The following is a 19,064-nucleotide window of genomic DNA, read 5'->3' as shown; positions in this document are numbered from 1 at the left end:
TCGGCTCGGGGAAAGGCTCAGGCTAACTCACCGATGCGGCGCGGCGCTCGCCGAGTGCTGGCGCAGCGGCTCGCGTGTGCGCTGAGGGTTTTGCGCGTGCGTCGAGGGCGGCATTTTGGGGCGATTTCCGCCCTGTGTGCACGGCCGAAGCCCTCGGTGCACATCGGTTTGGGACCCCCGGGAACAAGACGGGCGCGCACGCCGTTAGCATGATCGACAAGTTGAGCGAACCAGACTCAATGCTGGGTTGACACCACGGTGCGGCCGAGAGCAGTCTTGAGCGGGGTTCACTCAGCATAGTGGCACCAAAGAAGCTCTACTCAATCAGGAGGAATCACTATGGCTCGTGCGGTCGGTATCGACCTCGGGACCACCAACTCCGTCGTCGCAGTCCTCGAGGGCGGTGACCCCGTCGTCGTCGCCAACTCCGAGGGTTCGCGGACGACGCCGTCCATCGTCGCTTTCGCGCGCAACGGCGAGGTGCTCGTCGGTCAGCCCGCCAAGAACCAGGCGGTGACCAACGTCGACCGCACCATCCGTTCGGTCAAGCGGCACATGGGCACCGACTGGTCCATCGAGATCGACGACAAGAAATACACCGCGCAGGAGATCAGCGCCCGCGTGCTGATGAAGCTGAAGCGCGACGCGGAGGCGTACCTCGGTGAGGACATCACCGACGCCGTGATCACCGTGCCGGCGTACTTCAACGACGCCCAGCGGCAGGCGACCAAGGAGGCCGGCCAGATCGCCGGCCTGAACGTGCTGCGCATCGTCAACGAGCCCACCGCCGCGGCGCTGGCCTACGGCCTGGACAAGGGCGAGAAGGAACAGACCATCCTGGTCTTCGACCTCGGTGGCGGCACGTTCGACGTCTCGCTGCTCGAGATCGGTGAGGGCGTCGTCGAGGTCCGGGCCACCAGCGGTGACAACCACCTCGGTGGTGACGACTGGGACGACCGGGTGGTCGAGTGGCTGGTCGATAAGTTCAAGGGCACCAGCGGTATTGACCTGACCAAGGACAAGATGGCGATGCAGCGGCTGCGTGAGGCCGCCGAGAAGGCCAAGATCGAGCTGTCGAGTTCGCAGAGCACCTCGATCAACCTGCCCTACATCACCGTCGATGCGGACAAGAACCCGCTGTTCCTCGACGAGCAGCTGACCCGTGCCGAATTCCAGCGCATCACCCAGGATCTGCTGGACCGCACCCGGCAGCCGTTCAAGTCGGTGATCTCCGACGCCGGCATCTCGGTGTCCGACATCGACCACGTGGTGCTGGTCGGTGGTTCCACCCGCATGCCCGCGGTGACCGAGCTGGTCAAGGAACTCACCGGCGGCAAGGAGCCCAACAAGGGCGTCAACCCCGACGAGGTGGTGGCCGTGGGTGCCGCCCTGCAGGCGGGTGTCCTCAAGGGTGAGGTGAAAGATGTTCTGCTGCTTGACGTTACGCCGCTGAGCCTGGGCATCGAGACCAAGGGTGGCGTGATGACCAAGCTCATCGAGCGCAACACCACGATCCCCACCAAGCGGTCGGAGACCTTCACCACGGCCGACGACAATCAGCCGTCGGTGCAGATCCAGGTCTACCAGGGTGAGCGCGAAATCGCTTCGCACAACAAGTTGCTCGGCTCCTTCGAGCTGACCGGCATCCCGCCGGCCCCCCGCGGCGTCCCCCAGATCGAGGTCACCTTCGACATCGACGCCAACGGCATCGTGCACGTCACGGCCAAGGACAAGGGCACCGGCAAGGAGAACACGATCAAGATCCAGGAGGGCTCCGGCCTGTCCAAGGAGGAGATCGACCGGATGATCAAGGACGCCGAGGCGCACGCCGAGGAGGACCGCCAGCGTCGCGAAGAGGCCGACATCCGCAACCAGGCCGAATCGCTGGTCTACCAGACGGAGAAGTTCGTCTCCGACCAGCGCGAAGCCGAAGGCGGGTCGAAGGTTCCGGAGGAGACGCTGTCCAAGGTCGACGGCGCGATCGCCGAGGCCAAGTCGGCGCTGGCCGGCACGGACATCTCCGCGATCAAGTCGGCGATGGAGAAGCTGGGCCAGGAGTCCCAGGCGCTCGGCCAGGCCATCTACGAGGCCACCCAGGCGGCCGGCGGTGCCGATGGCGAAGGCGCCGGTGGGCCGCAGGCCGGTTCGGCTGACGACGTGGTGGACGCGGAGGTGGTCGACGACGACCGGGAGGCCAAGTGACGGAGGCGAACCCACACGAACCGGTGACCGTCACCGACAAGCGGCGGATCGATCCCGAAACCGGTGAAGTCCGGCAGTCCTCTCCCGGCGCGGCTCCCAATGCGGGGCCGGGAGAGGCTGCGCCGGGCGACTTCTCGGGTGAATCACCCGAGGAGGCCGGCAAGGCCGCCGAGTTGCTGGGTGACCTGCAGCGGGTCCAGGCCGACTTCGCCAACTACCGCAAGCGGGCGCTGCGCGACCAGCAGGCCGCGGCGGACCGGGCCAAGGCAGCCGTCATGACCCAATTGCTGGGCGTGCTCGACGATCTCGAGCGGGCACGACAGCACGGCGACCTGGAGTCCGGCCCGCTGAAGTCGGTCGCCGACAAGCTGGACGGCGCCCTGACCGGGCTCGGTCTGGTGGCGTTCGGCGAGGAGGGCGAGGACTTCGACCCGCTGCTGCACGAAGCCGTGCAGCACGAGGGCGACGGCGGCGACGGCTCGAAGCCGGTGATCGGCACGGTCATGCGGCAGGGCTACAAGCTGGGCGACCAGGTCCTGCGGCACGCTCTGGTCGGCGTCGTCGACACGGTTGCGGACGAGGGTGCCGCGGCCGGCGAGCCGGCCGAATCGGACGATAACCCCGGCGCAACCGGTGAATAGACCACACAATCAGCACAACAACAGAACTCCAAAGGTGAAGGGGGTGACGCGACATGGCCCAGCGCGAATGGGTCGAAAAGGACTTCTACAAGGAGCTGGGCGTCTCCTCTGACGCCAGTCCCGAAGAGATCAAACGCGCGTACCGGAAGCTGGCGCGCGACCTGCATCCGGACGCCAACCCCGACAACCCCGCCGCCGGTGAACGCTTCAAGGCGGTGTCGGAAGCGCACAACGTGTTGTCGGATCCGGCGAAGCGCAAGGAGTACGACGAAACCCGCCGCCTGTTCGCGGGCGGCGGGTTCGGCGGCCGCCGGTTCGACACCGGCGGCTTCGGCGGCTTCGGTGCTGGCGGCGACGGCGCCGAGTTCAACCTCAACGACTTGTTCGACGCCGCCGGCCGCAGCGGCGGCACCAACATCGGTGACCTGTTCGGCGGGCTGTTCGGGCGCGGCGCGAGCGCCCGTCCCAGCCGGCCGCGACGCGGCAACGACCTGGAGACCGAGACCCAGCTGGACTTCGTCGAGGCCGCCAAGGGCGTGGCCATGCCGCTGCGGCTGACCAGCCCGGCGCCGTGCACCAACTGCCATGGCAGCGGCGCGCGGCCGGGTACCAGCCCCAAGGTGTGCCCCACCTGCAATGGTTCCGGCGTGATCAGCCGCAATCAGGGCGCGTTCGGCTTCTCCGAGCCCTGCACCGACTGCCGGGGCAGCGGCTCGATCATCGAGCACCCCTGCGACGAGTGCAAGGGCACCGGGGTCACCACCCGCACCCGCACCATCAACGTGCGGATCCCGCCGGGCGTCGAGGACGGGCAGCGCATCCGGCTGCCCGGACAGGGCGAGGCCGGCCTGCGCGGTGCGCCGTCGGGCGACCTGTACGTGACCGTACATGTGCGGCCGGACAAGGTCTTTGGCCGCGACGGTGACGACCTGACCGTGACGGTGCCCGTCAGCTTCACCGAATTGGCTTTGGGCTCAACGATTTCGGTGCCCACGCTGGACGGCAAGGTTGGCGTGCGGGTGCCCAAGGGCACTTCCGACGGCCGCATCCTGCGGGTGCGCGGGCGGGGCGTCCCGAAGCGGGACGGCGGCAACGGGGACCTGCTCGTCACCGTCAAGGTCGCGGTGCCGCCGAACGTGGAGGGCGCCGCGCAGGAGGCGCTGGAGGCGTACGCGGCCGCCGAGCGCGCCAGCGGGTTTGACCCACGAGCCGGATGGGCAGGTAACCGCTGATGGCGAAGAATTCGCGGGAAGAGTCCCGGACGTTCTTGATCTCGGTGGCCGCCGAGCTGGCCGGCATGCACGCCCAGACCCTGCGCACCTACGACCGCCTCGGCCTGGTCAGCCCCCGCCGCACTTCCGGTGGGGGACGGCGGTATTCGGAGCACGATGTCGACCTGCTGCGCGAGGTGCAGCGGCTGTCCCAGGACGAGGGGGTCAACCTCGCCGGCATCAAGCGGATCATCGAGCTGACCAACCAGGTCGAGGCGTTGCAGGCGCGCGTGAAGGAGCTCACCGAGGAGCTCGCGCAGGTGCGCGCCGGGCAGCGCCGCGACCTGGCGGTGGTGCCCAAGAGCACCGCCGTGGTGGTGTGGCAGCCGCGCCGAACGCGCGGCTGACCCCGCCGGTGCGGTAACTGGCGCTATTCCCTAGCAAAAACCGCCGGCGATCTGTCATCCTGCCTACATGGCGGGCGCCAACCGAAGCTCCCGATGGACCGACGCGCGGCTCGACGAGATGCGACAGCTGGGCGATCCGGCGGCCGACGAGGCCATCGAGGCCGTGTTCGGGCAGGGCGACGTCCAAGCCGTCAACACGATCATGCAGACGCTGGTGAGCAACGACCAGCCGACCCCCGAAGGTTTGCCCCCGGCCGTACAGGAGTTCCTGGCCAAGACGGCGGCGCTGCCGCCCTGGGCCGACATGGCCAAGATCAAGCGCGGCCAGCAGCTCTTCGAAACCTGGGGGTTGCAGATCGCGATCTGCCTGTTCTGCGCGTCCCTTCCGTCGGCGTACGCGGCGGCAAACGGCGTCAAGGTGCTCTATCTGACGGCCCGGCTCGACACCGACACCCGCCGCCGGGTGATGGAGACCGGCCAGTTCCTGATCAACGTGCTCTCCTCCGGCAGCTTCGGCGAACACGGCAAGGGGGTGCGCAGCATCCAGCACGTGCGGCTGATGCACGCCGCGGTTCGCAAGCTGATCGAGATCCGCAGCAAGGCCGACCCCGACGTGTGGAAGCCGCTCGATTGGGGCGTCCCGATCAATCAGGAAGACCTTGCGGGCACGCTGCTTTCGTTCTCCTACGTCGTCGTCGACCCCCTGCGGCAGCTGGGCGTGCACGTCCCGAGGAAAGACGCCGAGGCTTACCTGCACCTGTGGAACGTCATCGGGCATCTACTCGGCGTGCATCCCGACCTGTACGCGCACAACGTCCACGAGGCCACCGCGCTGGTGGCGACGATTCGGCGCAGGCAGTTCCGGCCGTCGCGCGAGGGGCGGGTCATGGCCGCGGCGCTGATGGAACTGCTCGACGAGATGACGCCCTTTCACCGGTTCGACGACACCGTCCCGCCGTTGATCCGGCACCTCGTCGGCGACGAAATCGCCGACATGCTGCTGGTGCCCGAGTCGGCTCTCACCGATGACTTCGGGCGGCTCAGCCGCGCCGGCGGTTGGTTCTTCGTGCGGGTATTCGGCCGAACCAAGCGCAATTCGCGGCGCTACCAACGGGTCTCGGAGGTGATCCGCCCCTTCGGGCACGACCTGTTGCACGGGTTGTTCCGGCTGAACCGGGGTGGGGAGCGCGCGAAGTTCGACATACCCGATCACCTTGCCCGCAGCTGGGAGCTGTCGGCGCCAAAGCCCACCCGCCGCCCGGCATAGTCGATTGAAGGGAAGATCCGACATGGCTGCTCCCACGCCTTCCGCCCCCGAGTTCCGGCCGCACTGGCTCGACGAACCAAAGACCATCGACGATGTCCTTCGCAATATCGATCGGGTAATCGACTGGGCCAAGACGGCTGAGAGCCACCTCGGGTACTTCGCCGTGCTGTACCGGCGGACCACCCTCGCAATCCGGGACGCGATCGGCGACAACGTGTTCGAGGATGGCGCCCGGATGGCCGATCTCGACATCGCCTTCGCCCGGCGCTACTTCAACGCCTTGAATGCCTACTTCTATCCGGAGCGGGGTCGCGGCCCGACGCTGCCCTGGGAGGTCGCGTTCGTCGGCGACCACGACGATCAGGCGATCATTCTGCAGCACATGATGGCCGGACTGAATGCGCACATCACGTTCGATCTGGGGCTCGCCGTCTTCGCGGTCGCCGGCGACTCGATGGACCGCCTGGCGGTCGATTACAACCGGGTCAACAAGATTCTGTGCAAGCAGCTCCCCGACGTTCTCAAGGTCATCGACACGCTGTCCCCCGAAATCCGTTGGACGCGGTGGCTGGTGCCGGGCGAGATCCGCGCGCTCGACCGGTCGCTGGTCAAACTGCGCAGGGGAGCTTGGGAATTCGCCTACTTCCTCGCAACACACCGGTCGAAGGTCACGGAGAAAATGGTCCACCAGGAGGCCTGGGCGGCGGCGTTGGGCTCTTTCTATCTGCAGCCACCCGGGCGGGTTACCCCGTTCCCGGCGCTCGTCCGCCTCATCGGCAAGCACGAAATTCGCGACGTGCCCGCCAACCTTCACGCGCTCGAAGACGTATCGAACTCCCCGCACAGGCCGCGCAAGGGTTATCGCTGATCCGGCCGCGCGAGGATACTTTGCGCGCGCGCGAATTCCGGCCAGCGGGCGTCACCGGGGAAGCGGCGGACACCGTCGACGAGCGCGGACGGATCGCCGTCGATGTCATAAAGCTCGAGTAGGCAACGCAATTCGAACAGGGCCGCCTCTTGCCGCCGGGCGAATTCGAGCGCTTCGTTCAGGGCTTCGCGCCGTTCCTCGGGGTCGGCGAACGTCCGCGCGCGCACGCGCATCAGCTCGCCGTCGTAGAAGTGCATCCCCGTCTCTTCCGCGTGCCGCAGCGCCATCTCCAATCGTTCCCGCGCCCGCTGCGCCGCGCCCGCGGCGATCAGCAGGCGGCCGACGATCGCGTCGTGGAACGTCAGGAACATCTTGAGGTGCATGCGCCGGGACCCATCCACCCAGCGCGCGACCTTTTCCGCATGGGCGGCCAGCGTGGCGGCGTCGGCGTCGGCCTCGAGCGCCGCCAGCGCCTTGACGGTGGCGTGTTGGGTTCGACCGACCAGCTGCCACAGGTCGAGCCCGGATTGCTCGCTGAGCGTGCGGAGTTCCGCGACCGCGGTTGCCGCCTGGTCGATTTGGCTGCTCTCCAGCCGCACCCAGGTCTCCATGTAGTACGTGCTCGCACGGTTGTAGGCGTCGCGCGGAGAACCCAGGACGTCGCAGCGCCGCAATGAATTCGCCAACTGCGTGTGCGCCCGGTCGAGGTCGCCGCACGCGGTGTGCGTCAGTGCCATGTAGTTGTGCGCCAACGAGATCGGGTCGACGTGCACCCACCAGGCGGTGTCCAGCACGAGCGGATCGGCCGCGGAGCTATCGGCCAGCGCCCGCAACAGGTGATCGCGGGCGGCCACGAAGTCGCCCTCCAGCCAGACGACCGAACCCATCACCGAGGCGATCGCCGGAATGCTCCAGGGCCGAATCTCGGTGATCCGGGCGGACAGCGAGTCGACCAGGTCGTGGGCCCGCCGCAGCTCGGCCCGCGGGACGTAGTAACCGATCAGCCCGGTAAGGGTGGTGAGCAGTTCGTCCTCGTGGTCACCGGCGCTGGCCAGGGCCAGGCAGCGTTGGAAGTCGGCGGGACCCTCGCCGCTCATGCTGCCTTGGGTCGCACCCGTCAAGAATCCGCGTTCCATCCGGATCGCGATTTCCTTGCGGTCCCGGTCGGGGTTGCCCGGGCAGTTGTCCAGCTGGGTGAGGGCGTCCGTGAGGCAGACCACCGCTTCCTGCAAGGCGCCGCGGCGCCGGGCGTTGGCCGAGGCCATGTGGTAGGCCTCGACCGCTTCCTCGTAGTGGTGGGCCTGCTCGAAATGGCTTGCGACCACCGGCCAATCCGGTTCGGCGTCGGCCGCCGCGCTGACCAGCGCGCGGGCGGCGCGCGCGTGCAGGTCCCGGCCCAGTGACGGCGGGGCCAGCTCCGCGGCCACCTCGCGCAGCAACTCGTGGCGGAAGCGCCAGCCGTCGTCGCCGCGCCGTTCGAGCACGCGCGCCTGGACGAGCTCGGTGACGATGTCATCGACGCCCTCGGCGTCGCGCCCGACCACGGCGCGCAGCATGGGCAGGTCGCCGGCGCGCCCGATGACGGCGGCCGCCTCCACCACCGGCACCACGTCGGGCCGGGAGTGATGCAGCCGGGCGAACAGCGGCTCGTAGAGCGCCTCGGGCACACCGGAATCCGTTCCGGCGCCGTCGAGTTCACTTACCACGTGTTCGATGTAGAACGGCACCCCGTCACATCGCTCGACCACCTCGGCGCGCTGCGCCCGGGTCACCGCCGGGTTGAGCGCGGCGATCAGGGCCTCGGACTGCTCATCGGTCAGCGGCGGAAGGTCGAAAACCTCCGCCGGCCAGTCGGTTTGCAGCCAGTCACCATCACGTCCGGTCACCACCACCAGTAGCCGGCCGTCCGCACCGGCCAGCAACGAGTTGAGTAGCTCCGCGGTGGACGCGTCGAACCAGTGCACGTCCTCCGCGATCACCAGCCCGGCATGCCGGCCGAGGCAGGCCAGCACGTACTGCAGAACCGTCGCGCCGATCGACTCGTAAAGGGTCCGGCCTTCGACGGCCGCGGCGTGATAGCCGTGCTCGGGGCCGACGCCGATCACGGGGGCGAGCAGCGGCGTGGCGACCGCGGGATCCAGACCGCCGGCGCGAAGTTCGGCTTGCAGCAGGCGCAGCCGTTCCGCGGCGTCGGTCAGCCGGGTGATGCCGCAGCGGCGCTCGACGAGCCGGCGCACCGGATGCAGCCCGGTCTCGGTGTGCAGCGGCGAGCCGAACAGCCGCACCACGGGCCCTCCTGCGGCGCGGACCATTTCGGCCGCCTCGGCGGCCAGCCGGGTCTTGCCGATTCCCGGTTCGCCGCGGAACACGATGCCGGGGCAGGTCAACGTGCCGGCCCGCGCGCGCTGCCAGCTCTGCCGCAGCGACGCACGCTCGCGGTCGCGCCCGATCAGCTCGGGCGATCGCAGTTGCGGCGCCTCGTGTCGCTCGCCGAGCACCCGGTGATGCACGGTCAGACATTCGACGCCCTTCACCGAAGCCGGTGGGCGGGCGTCGAGTTCGAACGAGTCGCCGACCAGGGGCGCCACCGCATCCGACACCGCCACCGTCCCCGGCGCGGCCAGGCCCGACAGCCGTGCGGCCAGGTTGGCGGCGAAGCCGTATACGTCGTCCTGGTCGGTGTCGAGATAGATCAGGCCGCGGTGGATGCCCACCCGGACGCTGATGGACTCACCGAACTTGCGTTCCGCCTGGGCGCTCAGCCGCGCGACGGCGCGGGTGATGTCCAGCCCCGCGGCGACGGCGCGCCGCACGTCGTTCTCGTGCGCCTTGGGGTGCCCGAACACGGCCAGCAGGCCGTCGCCCTTGATTGAGCTGATGTGCCCCTCGTAGCGATCGACGACGCGGCGCACCTCATCCCGGTACCGGCCGACCAAGGTGTGGTAATTCTCCGGCTCCATCCGGGTGGAGAGGGCGGTCGAGTCCACCACGTCCGCGAAAAGGATTGTCAGCCTGCGTATTTCCCCGTAGCGGGGCGGAATCGCCAGCAGGTCCTCGGCTTCGGGGTTGCCGCGGTCGACCGAAAGAACCTGCCCGGCCAGTGAGGTCGCGGTCGCGCGGTCGCCGGCATTGATCGCTTGCACGGCGCGGTCCAGCAATTCGTCGATCGTGGTGCCGGTCTCGCCAGGGCTCACGCTGCGTCCTCCTGCCAAGGATGGGCTAAAGAGTACGCGTCAAACGCGCCTAATTCAGCACGTGCAGACCCGAAGATGTGTTGGTCTGGACAATTCGCTGGCGGCCCACCCCTAGACGCGGATGGCAAACTGGGCGACCGCCGGTTCACCCGGCCGCGCGCACCGGTAGCCGCCGCGGCGCAGGGCGTCGGTCGGCGCCGTCATCGGCTCGAAGCACACCACGTCCTCGGCGGTGGGCGCGAAGATCTGCGCCGCCGGGTACCCCTGCTCGAAGCGCACCTGTAGCCGGCGCCCGCCGCCCGACACCGCGAACGCCGCGCCCTCGGGCACCCGGTCGTAGGCGTCGTCGAAAGCCTTGTCGCCCAACGCCTCCTCGCGGCCCGCGGCGGGCTCGGACGCGCCGGTCGGCAGGCCTCGCTCGTCGAGCAACAGGTGCCGCAGCGGCGGGGTGTGGATCACCCACTCGGCGCGCGGCACGTCCGGCAGGCGCAGGTAGGGGTGGAAGCCGAAGCACAGCGGCACGGCCGTGTCGGCGGTCGCGCGGACCGTGGTGCGCACCGTCAGCGTCCGCTCGGCCAGCCGCACCGCCACCGTGAGCACGTGCGGGTACGGGAAGGTGGCCAGCAATCGCGGGTCGGCAGCGAAATCCAGCTCGGCCGTTAGCTCGTTGTCCGACTCGGCAGTGACCCGCCAGCCTCGGTGGCCAGCCAGCACTCCGTGGATCGGCAACCCGTTGGGGTCGGCGCGCACCCCGTTCTCGCCCGGCGTCAGCGTCGCCGTCACGCCCTCGGCGGTATAGGAGTTGTCGCCCAACCGGTTCGCCCACGGATACAGGATCGGGATGCCCATCGTCTTGCCGGCCGTCACGTAGGCGTCCAGCCCGCGGCGTTGCCCGAGCAGCTCCACGCCGGCGTCGCTCAGCGAGGTGCCGATCATGCCCGCGTCGGGTACGAACTCCGCGGCCACCGGCGATTCCGGGTCGCGCAGGGTGACGACACGCATGCTTACCTCCACAGTGGGTCGTGCTGAATACGTTCCGACGGAGCGCCTTTGGCGATCAGGGCGGCCTTGGTGGCCCGCACCATCGCCGGCCCGCCGCAGACCAGGATCTGCCGGTCGCCCCAGCCGCCGTATTTGGTCACCACCTCGGGCAGCCGGCCGGTTTGCCGCACGTGCAGGCCGCGCGGCGGCGTGCAATCGGGATAGTCGGCGGCCCACGCCGGGTCGGCGCTGTACTCCGAGACCGGCGACACCGACAGCCACGGGTTGTGGGACGCCACCTGCCACAGCGTCGGCAGGTCGTAGAGCTCGCAGCGGTAGCGGGCGCCGAAGAACAGGTGCACCCGCGGGTTCACCGCGTACCGGCTGAGGTCCATGATCAGCGCCCGCAGGGGCGCCAGACCGGTGCTGCCGGCGACCATCAGCACGTCCCCGCCCTCCCGGTCGACCCGCAGGCCGCCGTGCGGGCTGGACAGCCGCCACCGGTCGCCGGGCCGCGCCTCGTTGACGATCGCGGTGCTGACCAGGCCGCCCGGCACCACGCGGACGTGGAACTCGATGCCACCGCCCGGGTCCGCCGGGATGGCGGGGGACAGGTAGCGCCAGCGCCGCGGGCATTGCGGGACATGCACATTGACGTACTGCCCGGCGTGATAGTCCATCGGCCGGTCGAGCTGCAGCCGGACGACCGCGAGGTCCCGGGAGACCCGCATGTGCTCGATCACGGTGCCGTCCCACCACGCCGGCCCCTCCTCGGCGTCCGCGGCACCCCGCATCACCCCGGTGATCAGGTTGAGCGATTGGTTGGCCGCGTCGTCGACGGCGTGGGTCCAGGCGTCGCCGACGTGCGCCCGCAGCGCCGAGAACAGCGCGCGCCGCAACGTGTCGTAATGCTCCGGCAGCACACCGTATTTGCGGTGATCGCGGCCGAGCTGAGCGAGAAAGGCCACCGGTTCCTGCGCGCGCTGGTCGACGAGTTCGCCGTACACCCAATGCAGCGCGTGGGCGAAAGCCGCCCGCTGTCCGCCCATTTCGGGCGGGAACAGGTCGCGCACCGCCGGGTCGAGGGCGAACCACTGGGTGTAGAACCGGCGCACGACCTCGTTGCCGGGCCCGGACTCGTCCGCGCCGAAGGCGTCGCGCAACAACTGCAACGCTTCGGTGTCCTCGAGCCCCACGGGCCCCGATTCTAGGCTCGCGGCCGGGTCAGCCCTGCTTGACGGTGTTGGCCGTTCCGGCGCTGACCACGTTGGGGGAGCCCCAGTGGTAGGTGACCGCGTTGCCGGTTCCGGACGTGCTCACCGCGTCCGTGCTGTCGACGGCGACGCGGTTGCCGTGGCCAGAGACGCTGACGCTGGTGCAGTGGCCGGTGACGGTGACCGTGTTCGTCTGTCCGCTGACCGACAGGTAGCCGCCCTGGCAACGGACGCTCTTCGTGGTGCCGGTCCCGTTGACCTGCAGCGTGCCCGACTCCGGGACCGTCGCCGACGGACCGGCGCCGGCGAGATCGGCGCCGAATCCGGTCGCGGCCAGGCCGCCCAACGCCAGCCCGCCGGCCACGATGGCCAGCGTGAGGGTGTTAGGGCGCCGGTGCCGCTTCATTTGCGTCATCGATACGGGGGTACCCCCTGCGCCATACCGCCCAAAACTCGTTAGAGTTGAGCGGAACAGACTCAACCTTGACGGCGTTGTACATCGCGACAAGCATTTGGAACTACCCGAACGGAGGTGGCCCGGTTTGGCCAGCGACTCTTTCAACCCGACAACCAAGACGCAAGCGGCGCTGACCTCGGCGCTCCAGGCGGCCTCGGCCGCCGGTAACCCCGAGATCCGGCCCGCGCATCTGCTGATGGCCCTGCTGACACAGGCCGACGGGATCGCGGGGCCGCTGCTGGAGGCTGTCGGCGTCCAGCCCGCGACCATTCGTACCGAGGCCGAGCGCCTGGTCGACCGCCTGCCCCAGGCCAGCGGCGCCAGCTCGCAGCCGCAGCTGTCGCGCGAATCGCTGGCCGCCATCACCACCGCCCAGCAGCTGGCCACCGAGATGGACGACGAGTACGTCTCGACCGAGCACCTGATGGTCGGCCTGGCCACCGGCGACTCGGACGTCGCCAAGCTGCTGACCGGCCACGGCGCCTCGCCGCAGGCCCTGCGCGACGGCTTCGTCAAGGTGCGCGGCAGCGCCCGGGTGACCAGCCCCGAGCCGGAGGCCACCTATCAGGCGCTGGAGAAGTACTCGACCGACCTGACCGCCCGCGCCCGGGAGGGCAAGCTGGACCCGGTCATCGGGCGGGACAACGAGATTCGCCGCGTCGTGCAGGTGCTGAGCCGTCGCACCAAGAACAACCCGGTGCTCATCGGTGAGCCCGGCGTCGGCAAGACCGCGATCGTGGAGGGCCTGGCCCAGCGCATCGTCGCCGGCGACGTGCCCGAAAGCCTGCGCGACAAGACCGTCATCAGCCTGGACCTGGGCTCGATGGTGGCCGGCGCCAAGTACCGCGGTGAGTTCGAGGAGCGCCTCAAGGCCGTGCTCGACGACATCAAGAACTCTGCCGGGCAGATCATCACGTTCATCGACGAGCTGCACACCATCGTCGGCGCCGGCGCGACCGGCGAGGGCGCGATGGACGCCGGCAACATGATCAAGCCGATGCTGGCCCGCGGCGAGCTGCGCCTGGTCGGCGCCACCACGCTCGACGAGTACCGCAAGTACATCGAGAAGGACGCCGCGCTGGAGCGCCGCTTCCAGCAGGTGCTGGTGGGCGAGCCGTCGGTGGAGGACACCGTCGGCATCCTGCGCGGGCTGAAGGACCGCTACGAGGTGCACCACGGGGTGCGCATCACCGACTCGGCCCTGGTGGCCGCGGCCACGCTGTCCGACCGCTACATCACCGCCCGCTTCCTGCCGGACAAGGCCATCGACCTGGTCGACGAGGCGGCTTCGCGGTTGAAGATGGAGATCGACTCCCGGCCCGTCGAGATCGACGAGGTCGAGCGCCTGGTGCGCCGCCTCGAGATCGAGGAGATGGCGCTGGCCAAGGAGGAGGACGAGGCGTCCAAGGAGCGGCTGGAAAAGCTGCGCTCCGAGCTGGCCGACCAGAAGGAGAAGCTGGCCGAGCTGACCACCCGCTGGCAGAACGAGAAGAGCGCGATCGACGTGGTCCGCGAGCTCAAGGAGCAGCTCGAGGCGCTGCGCGGCGAGTCCGAGCGGGCCGAGCGCGACGGCGACCTGGCCAAGGCCGCCGAGCTGCGGTACGGGCGCATCCCGGAGGTCGAGAAGAAGCTCGATGCGGCGCTGCCCCAGGCCGAGGCGCGGGAGAACGTGATGCTCAAGGAGGAGGTCGGGCCCGACGACATCGCCGAGGTGGTGTCGGCGTGGACCGGCATCCCCGCCGGCCGGATGCTCGAGGGCGAGACCGCCAAGCTGCTGCGCATGGAGGAGGAGCTGGGCAAGCGCGTCATCGGGCAGCGGCGAGCCGTCCAGGCGGTTTCCGACGCCGTGCGGCGGTCCCGGGCCGGCGTCGCCGACCCCAACCGGCCGACCGGGTCGTTCATGTTCCTCGGCCCGACCGGCGTCGGTAAGACCGAGCTGGCCAAGGCGCTGGCGGAGTTCCTCTTCGACGACGAGCGCGCGATGGTTCGCATCGACATGAGCGAATACGGCGAGAAGCACTCGGTGGCCCGCCTCGTCGGCGCCCCGCCCGGCTACATCGGTTACGACCAGGGCGGCCAGCTGACCGAGGCGGTGCGCCGCCGGCCGTACACGGTGATCCTGTTCGACGAGATCGAAAAGGCGCACCCGGACGTGTTCGACGTGCTGCTGCAGGTCCTCGACGAGGGCCGGCTGACCGACGGGCAGGGCCGCACGGTCGACTTCCGCAACACCATCCTGATCCTGACGTCCAACCTCGGGTCGGGCGGCAGCGAGGAGCAGGTGATGGCCGCGGTGCGCTCGGCCTTCAAGCCCGAGTTCATCAACCGGCTCGACGACGTGATCATCTTCCACGGCCTCGAGCCCGGCGAGCTGGTGGCGATCGTCGACATCCAGCTGGCCCAGCTGCAGAAGCGGCTGGCGCAGCGCCGCCTCACCCTCGAGGTGTCGCTGCCGGCCAAGCAGTGGCTGGCGCAGCGCGGGTTCGACCCGGTCTACGGCGCCCGGCCGCTGCGCCGCCTGGTGCAGCAGGCTATCGGCGACCAGCTGGCCAAGCTGCTGCTGGCCGGCGACGTGCACGACGGCGACACCGTGCCGGTGAACGTCAGCCCGGACGGCGATTCGCTGATCCTGGGCTAGTGGTGATCGCGAGCGCGGCGGAGCCGGGCGAAGCGGGTCACCACCATCGGCTGAGGCGGCTCGAACGTCGACTTGTTGTAGGCATTTCATCCGAAATCGCCCAACAGGTCGACGTTCGGCGCATGAGTGGCGTGTTTTGTCCTGTAATTGGGTTGTGACCAGCCGGACTTCTTTATTCCGGCACGATTGCGGATACCCTGTGTGGGATGGTCCCCCTTTGGTTCACGCTGTCCGCGCTGTGCTTCGTCGGCGCGGGCGTGCTGCTGTACGTCGACCTCGATCGACGCCGCGGACGCAGCAGGCGCCGCAAGTCGTGGGCGCGGTCGCACGGGTTCGACTACGAGCGTGAATCGGCCGACATCCTCAAGCGCTGGAAGCGCGGGGTGATCTCGACGGTCGGCGACATCGCCGCGCAGAACGTGGTGCTGGGTCAGATCCGCGGCGAGGCCGTGTACATCTTCGACCTCGAAGAGGTCGCCACCGTGATCGCGCTGCACCGCAAGGTGGGCACCAACGTCGTGGTGGACCTTCGCCTCAAGGGCCTCAAAGAGCCACGGGAGAGCGACATTTGGCTGCTGGGCGCCATCGGCCCACGGATGGTGTACTCCACCAACCTGGACGCCGCGCGGCGGGCCTGCGACCGCCGCATGGTCACCTTCGCCCACACCGCACCCGACTCCGCCGAGATCATGTGGAACGAGCAGAACTGGACGCTGGTTGCCCTGCCGATCACCAGCACCCGCACCCAGTGGGACGAGGGGCTGCGCACCGTGCGCCAGTTCAACGACCTGCTGCGGGTGCTGCCGCCGCTGCCGGAGGAAACCCAGCAGGAGGCCGGCGCGCCCGCGGCGCTGCGCAGCGCGTCGCCCGGTCGCCCGCTGGCGCCCGCCGGCCGCGCGGAGCTGCCGCCCCGGCGCGCGCAGCAGGACGTCTCCGGCCTGCTCGGTTCGGAGGCCGCCCGCCGGCCCGCCGAGCCGATCCGCCGGGAGCAGCGCGCCCCGGACGCCGTCCGCCGGCCGCCGCCGGCCGGGCGCAACGGCCATCAGGCCACCAACTATCAGCACTGACGGCGCCCCGGGCGCCGGACGGGCGGCGCGGCCGCCGTCATTAGGATGTCGCTCATGCCCCGCCCCGTAGCCCTCATCACCGGGCCCACGTCCGGGATCGGCGCCGGCTTCGCGCGACGCTTCGCGAACGACGGCTACGACCTGGTCCTGGTGGCCCGCGACGTGGACCGGCTGACGGACCTGGCCGGCGAACTCGCGGACCGGGCCGGCGACATCGAGGTGCTGCCCGCCGACCTGGCCGATGCGGCCGGCCGCGAGCAGGTCTGCGAACGGCTGGCCCGGGGCGTGCGGGTGCTGGTCAACAACGCCGGCTTCGGCACCTCCGGCGACTTCTGGGCCACCGACCCCGCGCTGCTGCAGTCGCAGCTCGACGTCAACGTCACCGCCGTCATGCACCTGACCCGCGCCGCGCTGCCGGCCATGCTGGACGCCGGCGCCGGCACCGTCATCAACATCGCCAGCGTCGCCGGGCTGGTGCCGGGCCGCGGCTCCACCTACTCCGCGTCCAAGGCGTGGGTGATCTCGTTCAGCGAGGGCCTGTCCGTCGGCCTGCAGGGCACCGGCGTCGGGGTGCACGCCGTGTGCCCGGGCTACGTGCACACCGAATTTCACGCCCGGGCCGGCATCGACATGGCCAAGTCGCCGTCGTTCATGTGGCTCGAGGTGGACGACGTGGTGAATCAGAGCCTGGCCGACATCGCCCACGGCAAGGTGATCAGCATCCCGGGCCTGCAATACAAGGCGATCATCGCCGCCGAGCGGATGATCCCGCGGACCCTGATCCGGGCCGTGACCAAGCGAATCGGCGGTGGCCGTGGCCGGACCTGACTCCCGCGCGGAGCTGGCCGAGCTGGTGCGCCGGCTGTCGGTGGTGCACGGCCGCGTCACCCTGTCGTCGGGCAAGGAGGCCGATTACTACGTCGACCTGCGCCGCGCCACGCTGCACCACCGGGCCTCCGCCCTGATCGGCACGCTGATGCGCGACCTCACCAGCGACTGGGACTACGCCGTGGTCGGCGGGCTCACGCTGGGCGCCGACCCGGTGGCCACGGCCGTCATGCACGCCCCGGGCCGCCCCATCGACGCGTTCGTGGTACGCAAGTCCGCGAAAACCCATGGGCTGCAACGCCTTATCGAGGGCTCCGAGGTTTCCGGCCAGCGGGTGCTGGTGGTCGAGGACACCAGCACCACCGGCGCGTCGGCGCTGACGGCGGTGCACGCCGTCCAGGAGGCCGGCGGGCACGTGGTCGGGGTGGCCACCGTCGTCGACCGTTCCACCGGCGCCGCCGAGGCCATCGAGGCCGAGGGCCTGCCGTACCGCAGCGTGCTGGGCCTCGCCGATCTGGGGCTGGGCTAATTGCATTGCCGCGCACAGCTTCTCGCGGTAGCGGCCTGCGTGCTGGCCTGCCTGACGGGGTGCTCGGGGGCCGGCCAACCGGTGCGCCCGTACGGCGCGCAGGGCGCGCGGCTCGGCGAGTCGCTGTCGCTGCTGGGCTGGAACATGTCGGTGTCGAACCTGCGCTGGGACGGCGACTACGTGCTGATCGACGTCGACGCCTCCGCGGCCAACCCCAAGGCGCCGCACGCCAAACCCGAGGACATCCGGTTCGGGCTCTACGGCGCGCTGTCGCATCCGATGGAGTCCAACGGGGTGGGCAGTTGTGATCGCCCGACGGACAAGGCGCCCGAGGTCCACTCGCCGCTGTCGGCTTCCGGCGACCGGCTCGCCGGGACGGTTTGCCTTGGGCCGCTTAAGGATCGCAGCCAGGTCCGTGGCGTGTACACCTACTCGCCGCGCGACCGGATCCCGAACAGCTCGGCGGCCTACCCGGCCGCGTTTCCGGTGGGGCTGATGCCCACCAACGCCAACGACACCGGCGTGGCGGTCAAGACCACCAGCCTGTCGGCCTGGCGCGCCGACGGCGCCCCGATGACCAAGGCGCAGCTGGGCGACCCGGCGGCGTTCAACGGGAACGGCTTCATGCTGCTGGGCCTCGAGGTCGACGGGATCGCGGCCCGGTACCGCGACGACTCGGCCAAGCGCGGCGGCCCGCTGATGCTGCTCGCGTCGCCGACGCTGCCCGGCGCCGGGCTCAACCCGGCCTGCGCGGTGTACGGGTCGTCGGTGTTGGTCCTGCCCGACGCGTCGCTGGACGCGGTGCACGTCAGCGCGTCGCTGTGCACGCAGGGCGAGATCAACGAGGCGTTGCTGTATGCGACGGTGGCGGTCGACGGCACCCACGCCGGGGTGTGGACGCCGCGATGACCGGTCCCGGGCCCACCGAGTGGGCGACGCCGGGCGGCGGGGTCGGGCCGTGGGTTGGCGAGCGGCCCGACGACCCGCGGTATGACCCAATCCTGTTGCGCGAGGGCGACACTCGCAACGTCGTCGACGCCTACCGGTACTGGACGCGGGAGGCGATCATCGCCGACATCGACCGGCGCCGGCACCCGCTGCACGTCGCGATCGAGAACTTCGGGCACGACGCGAACATCGGGTCGGTGGTGCGCACCGCCAATGCGTTCGCGGTGCACACCGTGCACATCGTGGGCCGGCGGCGCTGGAATCGCCGGGGCGCCATGGTGACCGACCGCTATCAGCGGCTGTGCCATCACGACAACACCGCCGAACTGCTGGGCTTCGCCGGGGACGCCGGGTTGACGGTGGTCGCGGTGGACAACGTTCCGGGGGCGGCCCGGCTGGAGGAGACCGCGCTGCCGCGCGAGTGCCTGTTGGTGTTCGGTCAGGAGGGTCCGGGCATCACCGACGACATCCGGGCGGGCGCGGCGCTGACGGTGTCGATCGCCCAGTTCGGCTCCACCCGCAGCATCAACGCCGGCGTCGCCGCCGGGATCGCCATGCACGCCTGGGTTCGCCAGCACGCCGACCTCTCCCACGCCTGGTAGCCACGGTCCC

16 protein-coding genes are annotated in these 19,064 nt (G+C 69.8%); 12 read left to right on the top strand and 4 right to left on the bottom strand.

The genetic code is table 11. The annotated features are described in order from the left end of the window. Nucleotides 1-339: 339 nt before the first annotated feature. The 6 genes from dnaK to A5730_RS12105 all read left to right on the top strand — a co-directional run bounded on the left by dnaK (nucleotide 340) and on the right by A5730_RS12105 (nucleotide 6,596). Entirely contained in the window at nucleotides 340-2,202 is a 1,863-nt protein-coding gene (gene dnaK / locus A5730_RS12130) for a molecular chaperone DnaK (RefSeq protein WP_067900216.1), read from the top strand. After that, on the top strand, nucleotides 2,199-2,843 hold the full coding sequence (gene grpE, locus A5730_RS12125; RefSeq protein WP_067900211.1) for a nucleotide exchange factor GrpE: 645 nt from the start codon (nucleotides 2,199-2,201) through the stop codon (nucleotides 2,841-2,843). Before dnaK ends, grpE begins: the two co-directional genes overlap by 4 nt. 53 nt (nucleotides 2,844-2,896) lie before the next feature. Continuing rightward, complete coding sequence (dnaJ, locus tag A5730_RS12120; RefSeq protein ID WP_055400481.1) at nucleotides 2,897-4,075, top strand: molecular chaperone DnaJ; 1,179 nt, start codon at nucleotides 2,897-2,899, stop codon at nucleotides 4,073-4,075. After that, entirely contained in the window at nucleotides 4,075-4,461 is a 387-nt protein-coding gene (locus A5730_RS12115; protein WP_055400479.1) for a heat shock protein transcriptional repressor HspR, read from the top strand. The genes dnaJ and A5730_RS12115 overlap by 1 nt, the downstream gene beginning before the upstream one ends. Nucleotides 4,462-4,528: 67 nt before the next feature. Beyond that, nucleotides 4,529-5,728 (top strand): oxygenase MpaB family protein, encoded by a 1,200-nt coding sequence (locus A5730_RS12110; RefSeq protein WP_067900207.1) that lies wholly within the window; start codon nucleotides 4,529-4,531, stop codon nucleotides 5,726-5,728. A 22-nt stretch (nucleotides 5,729-5,750) separates the two neighbouring features. Then, entirely contained in the window at nucleotides 5,751-6,596 is an 846-nt protein-coding gene (locus A5730_RS12105; RefSeq protein WP_067900204.1) for a DUF5995 family protein, read from the top strand. Here A5730_RS12105 and A5730_RS12100 read toward each other — a convergent pair. The 4 genes from A5730_RS12100 to A5730_RS12085 all read right to left on the bottom strand — a co-directional run bounded on the left by A5730_RS12100 (nucleotide 6,587) and on the right by A5730_RS12085 (nucleotide 12,400). After that, entirely contained in the window at nucleotides 6,587-9,790 is a 3,204-nt protein-coding gene (locus A5730_RS12100) for an adenylate/guanylate cyclase domain-containing protein (protein ID WP_067900201.1), read from the bottom strand. The two genes, A5730_RS12105 and A5730_RS12100, sit on opposite strands and share 10 nt — an antisense overlap. A 111-nt stretch (nucleotides 9,791-9,901) precedes the next feature. Beyond that, nucleotides 9,902-10,792 (bottom strand): aldose 1-epimerase, encoded by an 891-nt coding sequence (locus A5730_RS12095; RefSeq protein WP_067900199.1) that lies wholly within the window; start codon nucleotides 10,790-10,792, stop codon nucleotides 9,902-9,904. Nucleotides 10,793-10,794: 2 nt separating this feature from the next. Next, nucleotides 10,795-11,967 carry an FAD-binding oxidoreductase gene (locus tag A5730_RS12090; RefSeq protein ID WP_067900196.1) on the bottom strand — a complete coding sequence of 391 codons (1,173 nt, stop codon included), beginning with the start codon at nucleotides 11,965-11,967 and terminating at the stop codon, nucleotides 10,795-10,797. A gap of 28 nt (nucleotides 11,968-11,995) precedes the next feature. Beyond that, nucleotides 11,996-12,400 (bottom strand): DUF3060 domain-containing protein, encoded by a 405-nt coding sequence (locus A5730_RS12085; RefSeq protein ID WP_067900193.1) that lies wholly within the window; start codon nucleotides 12,398-12,400, stop codon nucleotides 11,996-11,998. Between the two features lie 127 nt (nucleotides 12,401-12,527). On the opposite strand from A5730_RS12085, the gene clpB reads away from it, so the two are divergent. From clpB to A5730_RS12055, 6 genes are all read left to right on the top strand, one after another. Beyond that, nucleotides 12,528-15,080, top strand: a complete 2,553-nt coding sequence (gene clpB / locus A5730_RS12080) for an ATP-dependent chaperone ClpB (protein WP_067900190.1) — start codon at nucleotides 12,528-12,530, stop codon at nucleotides 15,078-15,080. Between the two features lie 206 nt (nucleotides 15,081-15,286). Next, complete coding sequence (ttfA, locus tag A5730_RS12075; RefSeq protein WP_067900187.1) at nucleotides 15,287-16,147, top strand: trehalose monomycolate transport factor TtfA; 861 nt, start codon at nucleotides 15,287-15,289, stop codon at nucleotides 16,145-16,147. A gap of 54 nt (nucleotides 16,148-16,201) precedes the next feature. Beyond that, a complete protein-coding gene (locus tag A5730_RS12070; protein ID WP_067900276.1) occupies nucleotides 16,202-16,975 on the top strand; it encodes an SDR family oxidoreductase in 774 nt (257 codons plus the stop codon). Further along, the gene (pyrE, locus tag A5730_RS12065) at nucleotides 16,962-17,504 is read left to right on the top strand and encodes an orotate phosphoribosyltransferase (RefSeq protein WP_067900279.1); all 543 of its coding nucleotides are present in this window, start codon (nucleotides 16,962-16,964) and stop codon (nucleotides 17,502-17,504) included. Before A5730_RS12070 ends, pyrE begins: the two co-directional genes overlap by 14 nt. After that, nucleotides 17,505-18,413: a hypothetical protein gene (locus A5730_RS12060; protein WP_067900185.1), complete on the top strand. Its 909-nt coding sequence runs from the start codon at nucleotides 17,505-17,507 to the stop codon at nucleotides 18,411-18,413. Then, complete coding sequence (locus A5730_RS12055; protein ID WP_067900272.1) at nucleotides 18,410-19,054, top strand: RNA methyltransferase; 645 nt, start codon at nucleotides 18,410-18,412, stop codon at nucleotides 19,052-19,054. Before A5730_RS12060 ends, A5730_RS12055 begins: the two co-directional genes overlap by 4 nt. The last annotated feature ends 10 nt before the right edge of the window (nucleotides 19,055-19,064 follow it).

Source organism: Mycobacterium sp. ACS4054 (genome assembly GCF_001667275.1).
GTDB lineage: Bacteria > Actinomycetota > Actinomycetes > Mycobacteriales > Mycobacteriaceae > Mycobacterium.
Note: the sequence above shows the minus strand (reverse complement) of the source record. Positions and strands in the feature narration are given on the sequence as shown.

Excerpts from the sequence above, each read along its gene's own strand:
- A5730_RS12055 (WP_067900272.1), top strand. The coding sequence starts at position 18,410 with ATGACCGGTCCCGGGCCCACCGAGTGGGCGACGCCGGGCGGCGGGGTC.
- A5730_RS12105 (WP_067900204.1), top strand. The coding sequence starts at position 5,751 with ATGGCTGCTCCCACGCCTTCCGCCCCCGAGTTCCGGCCGCACTGGCTC.
- A5730_RS12115 (WP_055400479.1), top strand. The coding sequence starts at position 4,075 with ATGGCGAAGAATTCGCGGGAAGAGTCCCGGACGTTCTTGATCTCGGTG.
- A5730_RS12085 (WP_067900193.1), bottom strand. The coding sequence starts at position 12,400 with ATGACGCAAATGAAGCGGCACCGGCGCCCTAACACCCTCACGCTGGCC.
- dnaK (WP_067900216.1), top strand. The coding sequence starts at position 340 with ATGGCTCGTGCGGTCGGTATCGACCTCGGGACCACCAACTCCGTCGTC.
- A5730_RS12110 (WP_067900207.1), top strand. The coding sequence starts at position 4,529 with ATGGCGGGCGCCAACCGAAGCTCCCGATGGACCGACGCGCGGCTCGAC.
- dnaJ (WP_055400481.1), top strand. The coding sequence starts at position 2,897 with ATGGCCCAGCGCGAATGGGTCGAAAAGGACTTCTACAAGGAGCTGGGC.
- ttfA (WP_067900187.1), top strand. The coding sequence starts at position 15,287 with ATGGTCCCCCTTTGGTTCACGCTGTCCGCGCTGTGCTTCGTCGGCGCG.
- A5730_RS12095 (WP_067900199.1), bottom strand. The coding sequence starts at position 10,792 with ATGCGTGTCGTCACCCTGCGCGACCCGGAATCGCCGGTGGCCGCGGAG.
- A5730_RS12070 (WP_067900276.1), top strand. The coding sequence starts at position 16,202 with ATGCCCCGCCCCGTAGCCCTCATCACCGGGCCCACGTCCGGGATCGGC.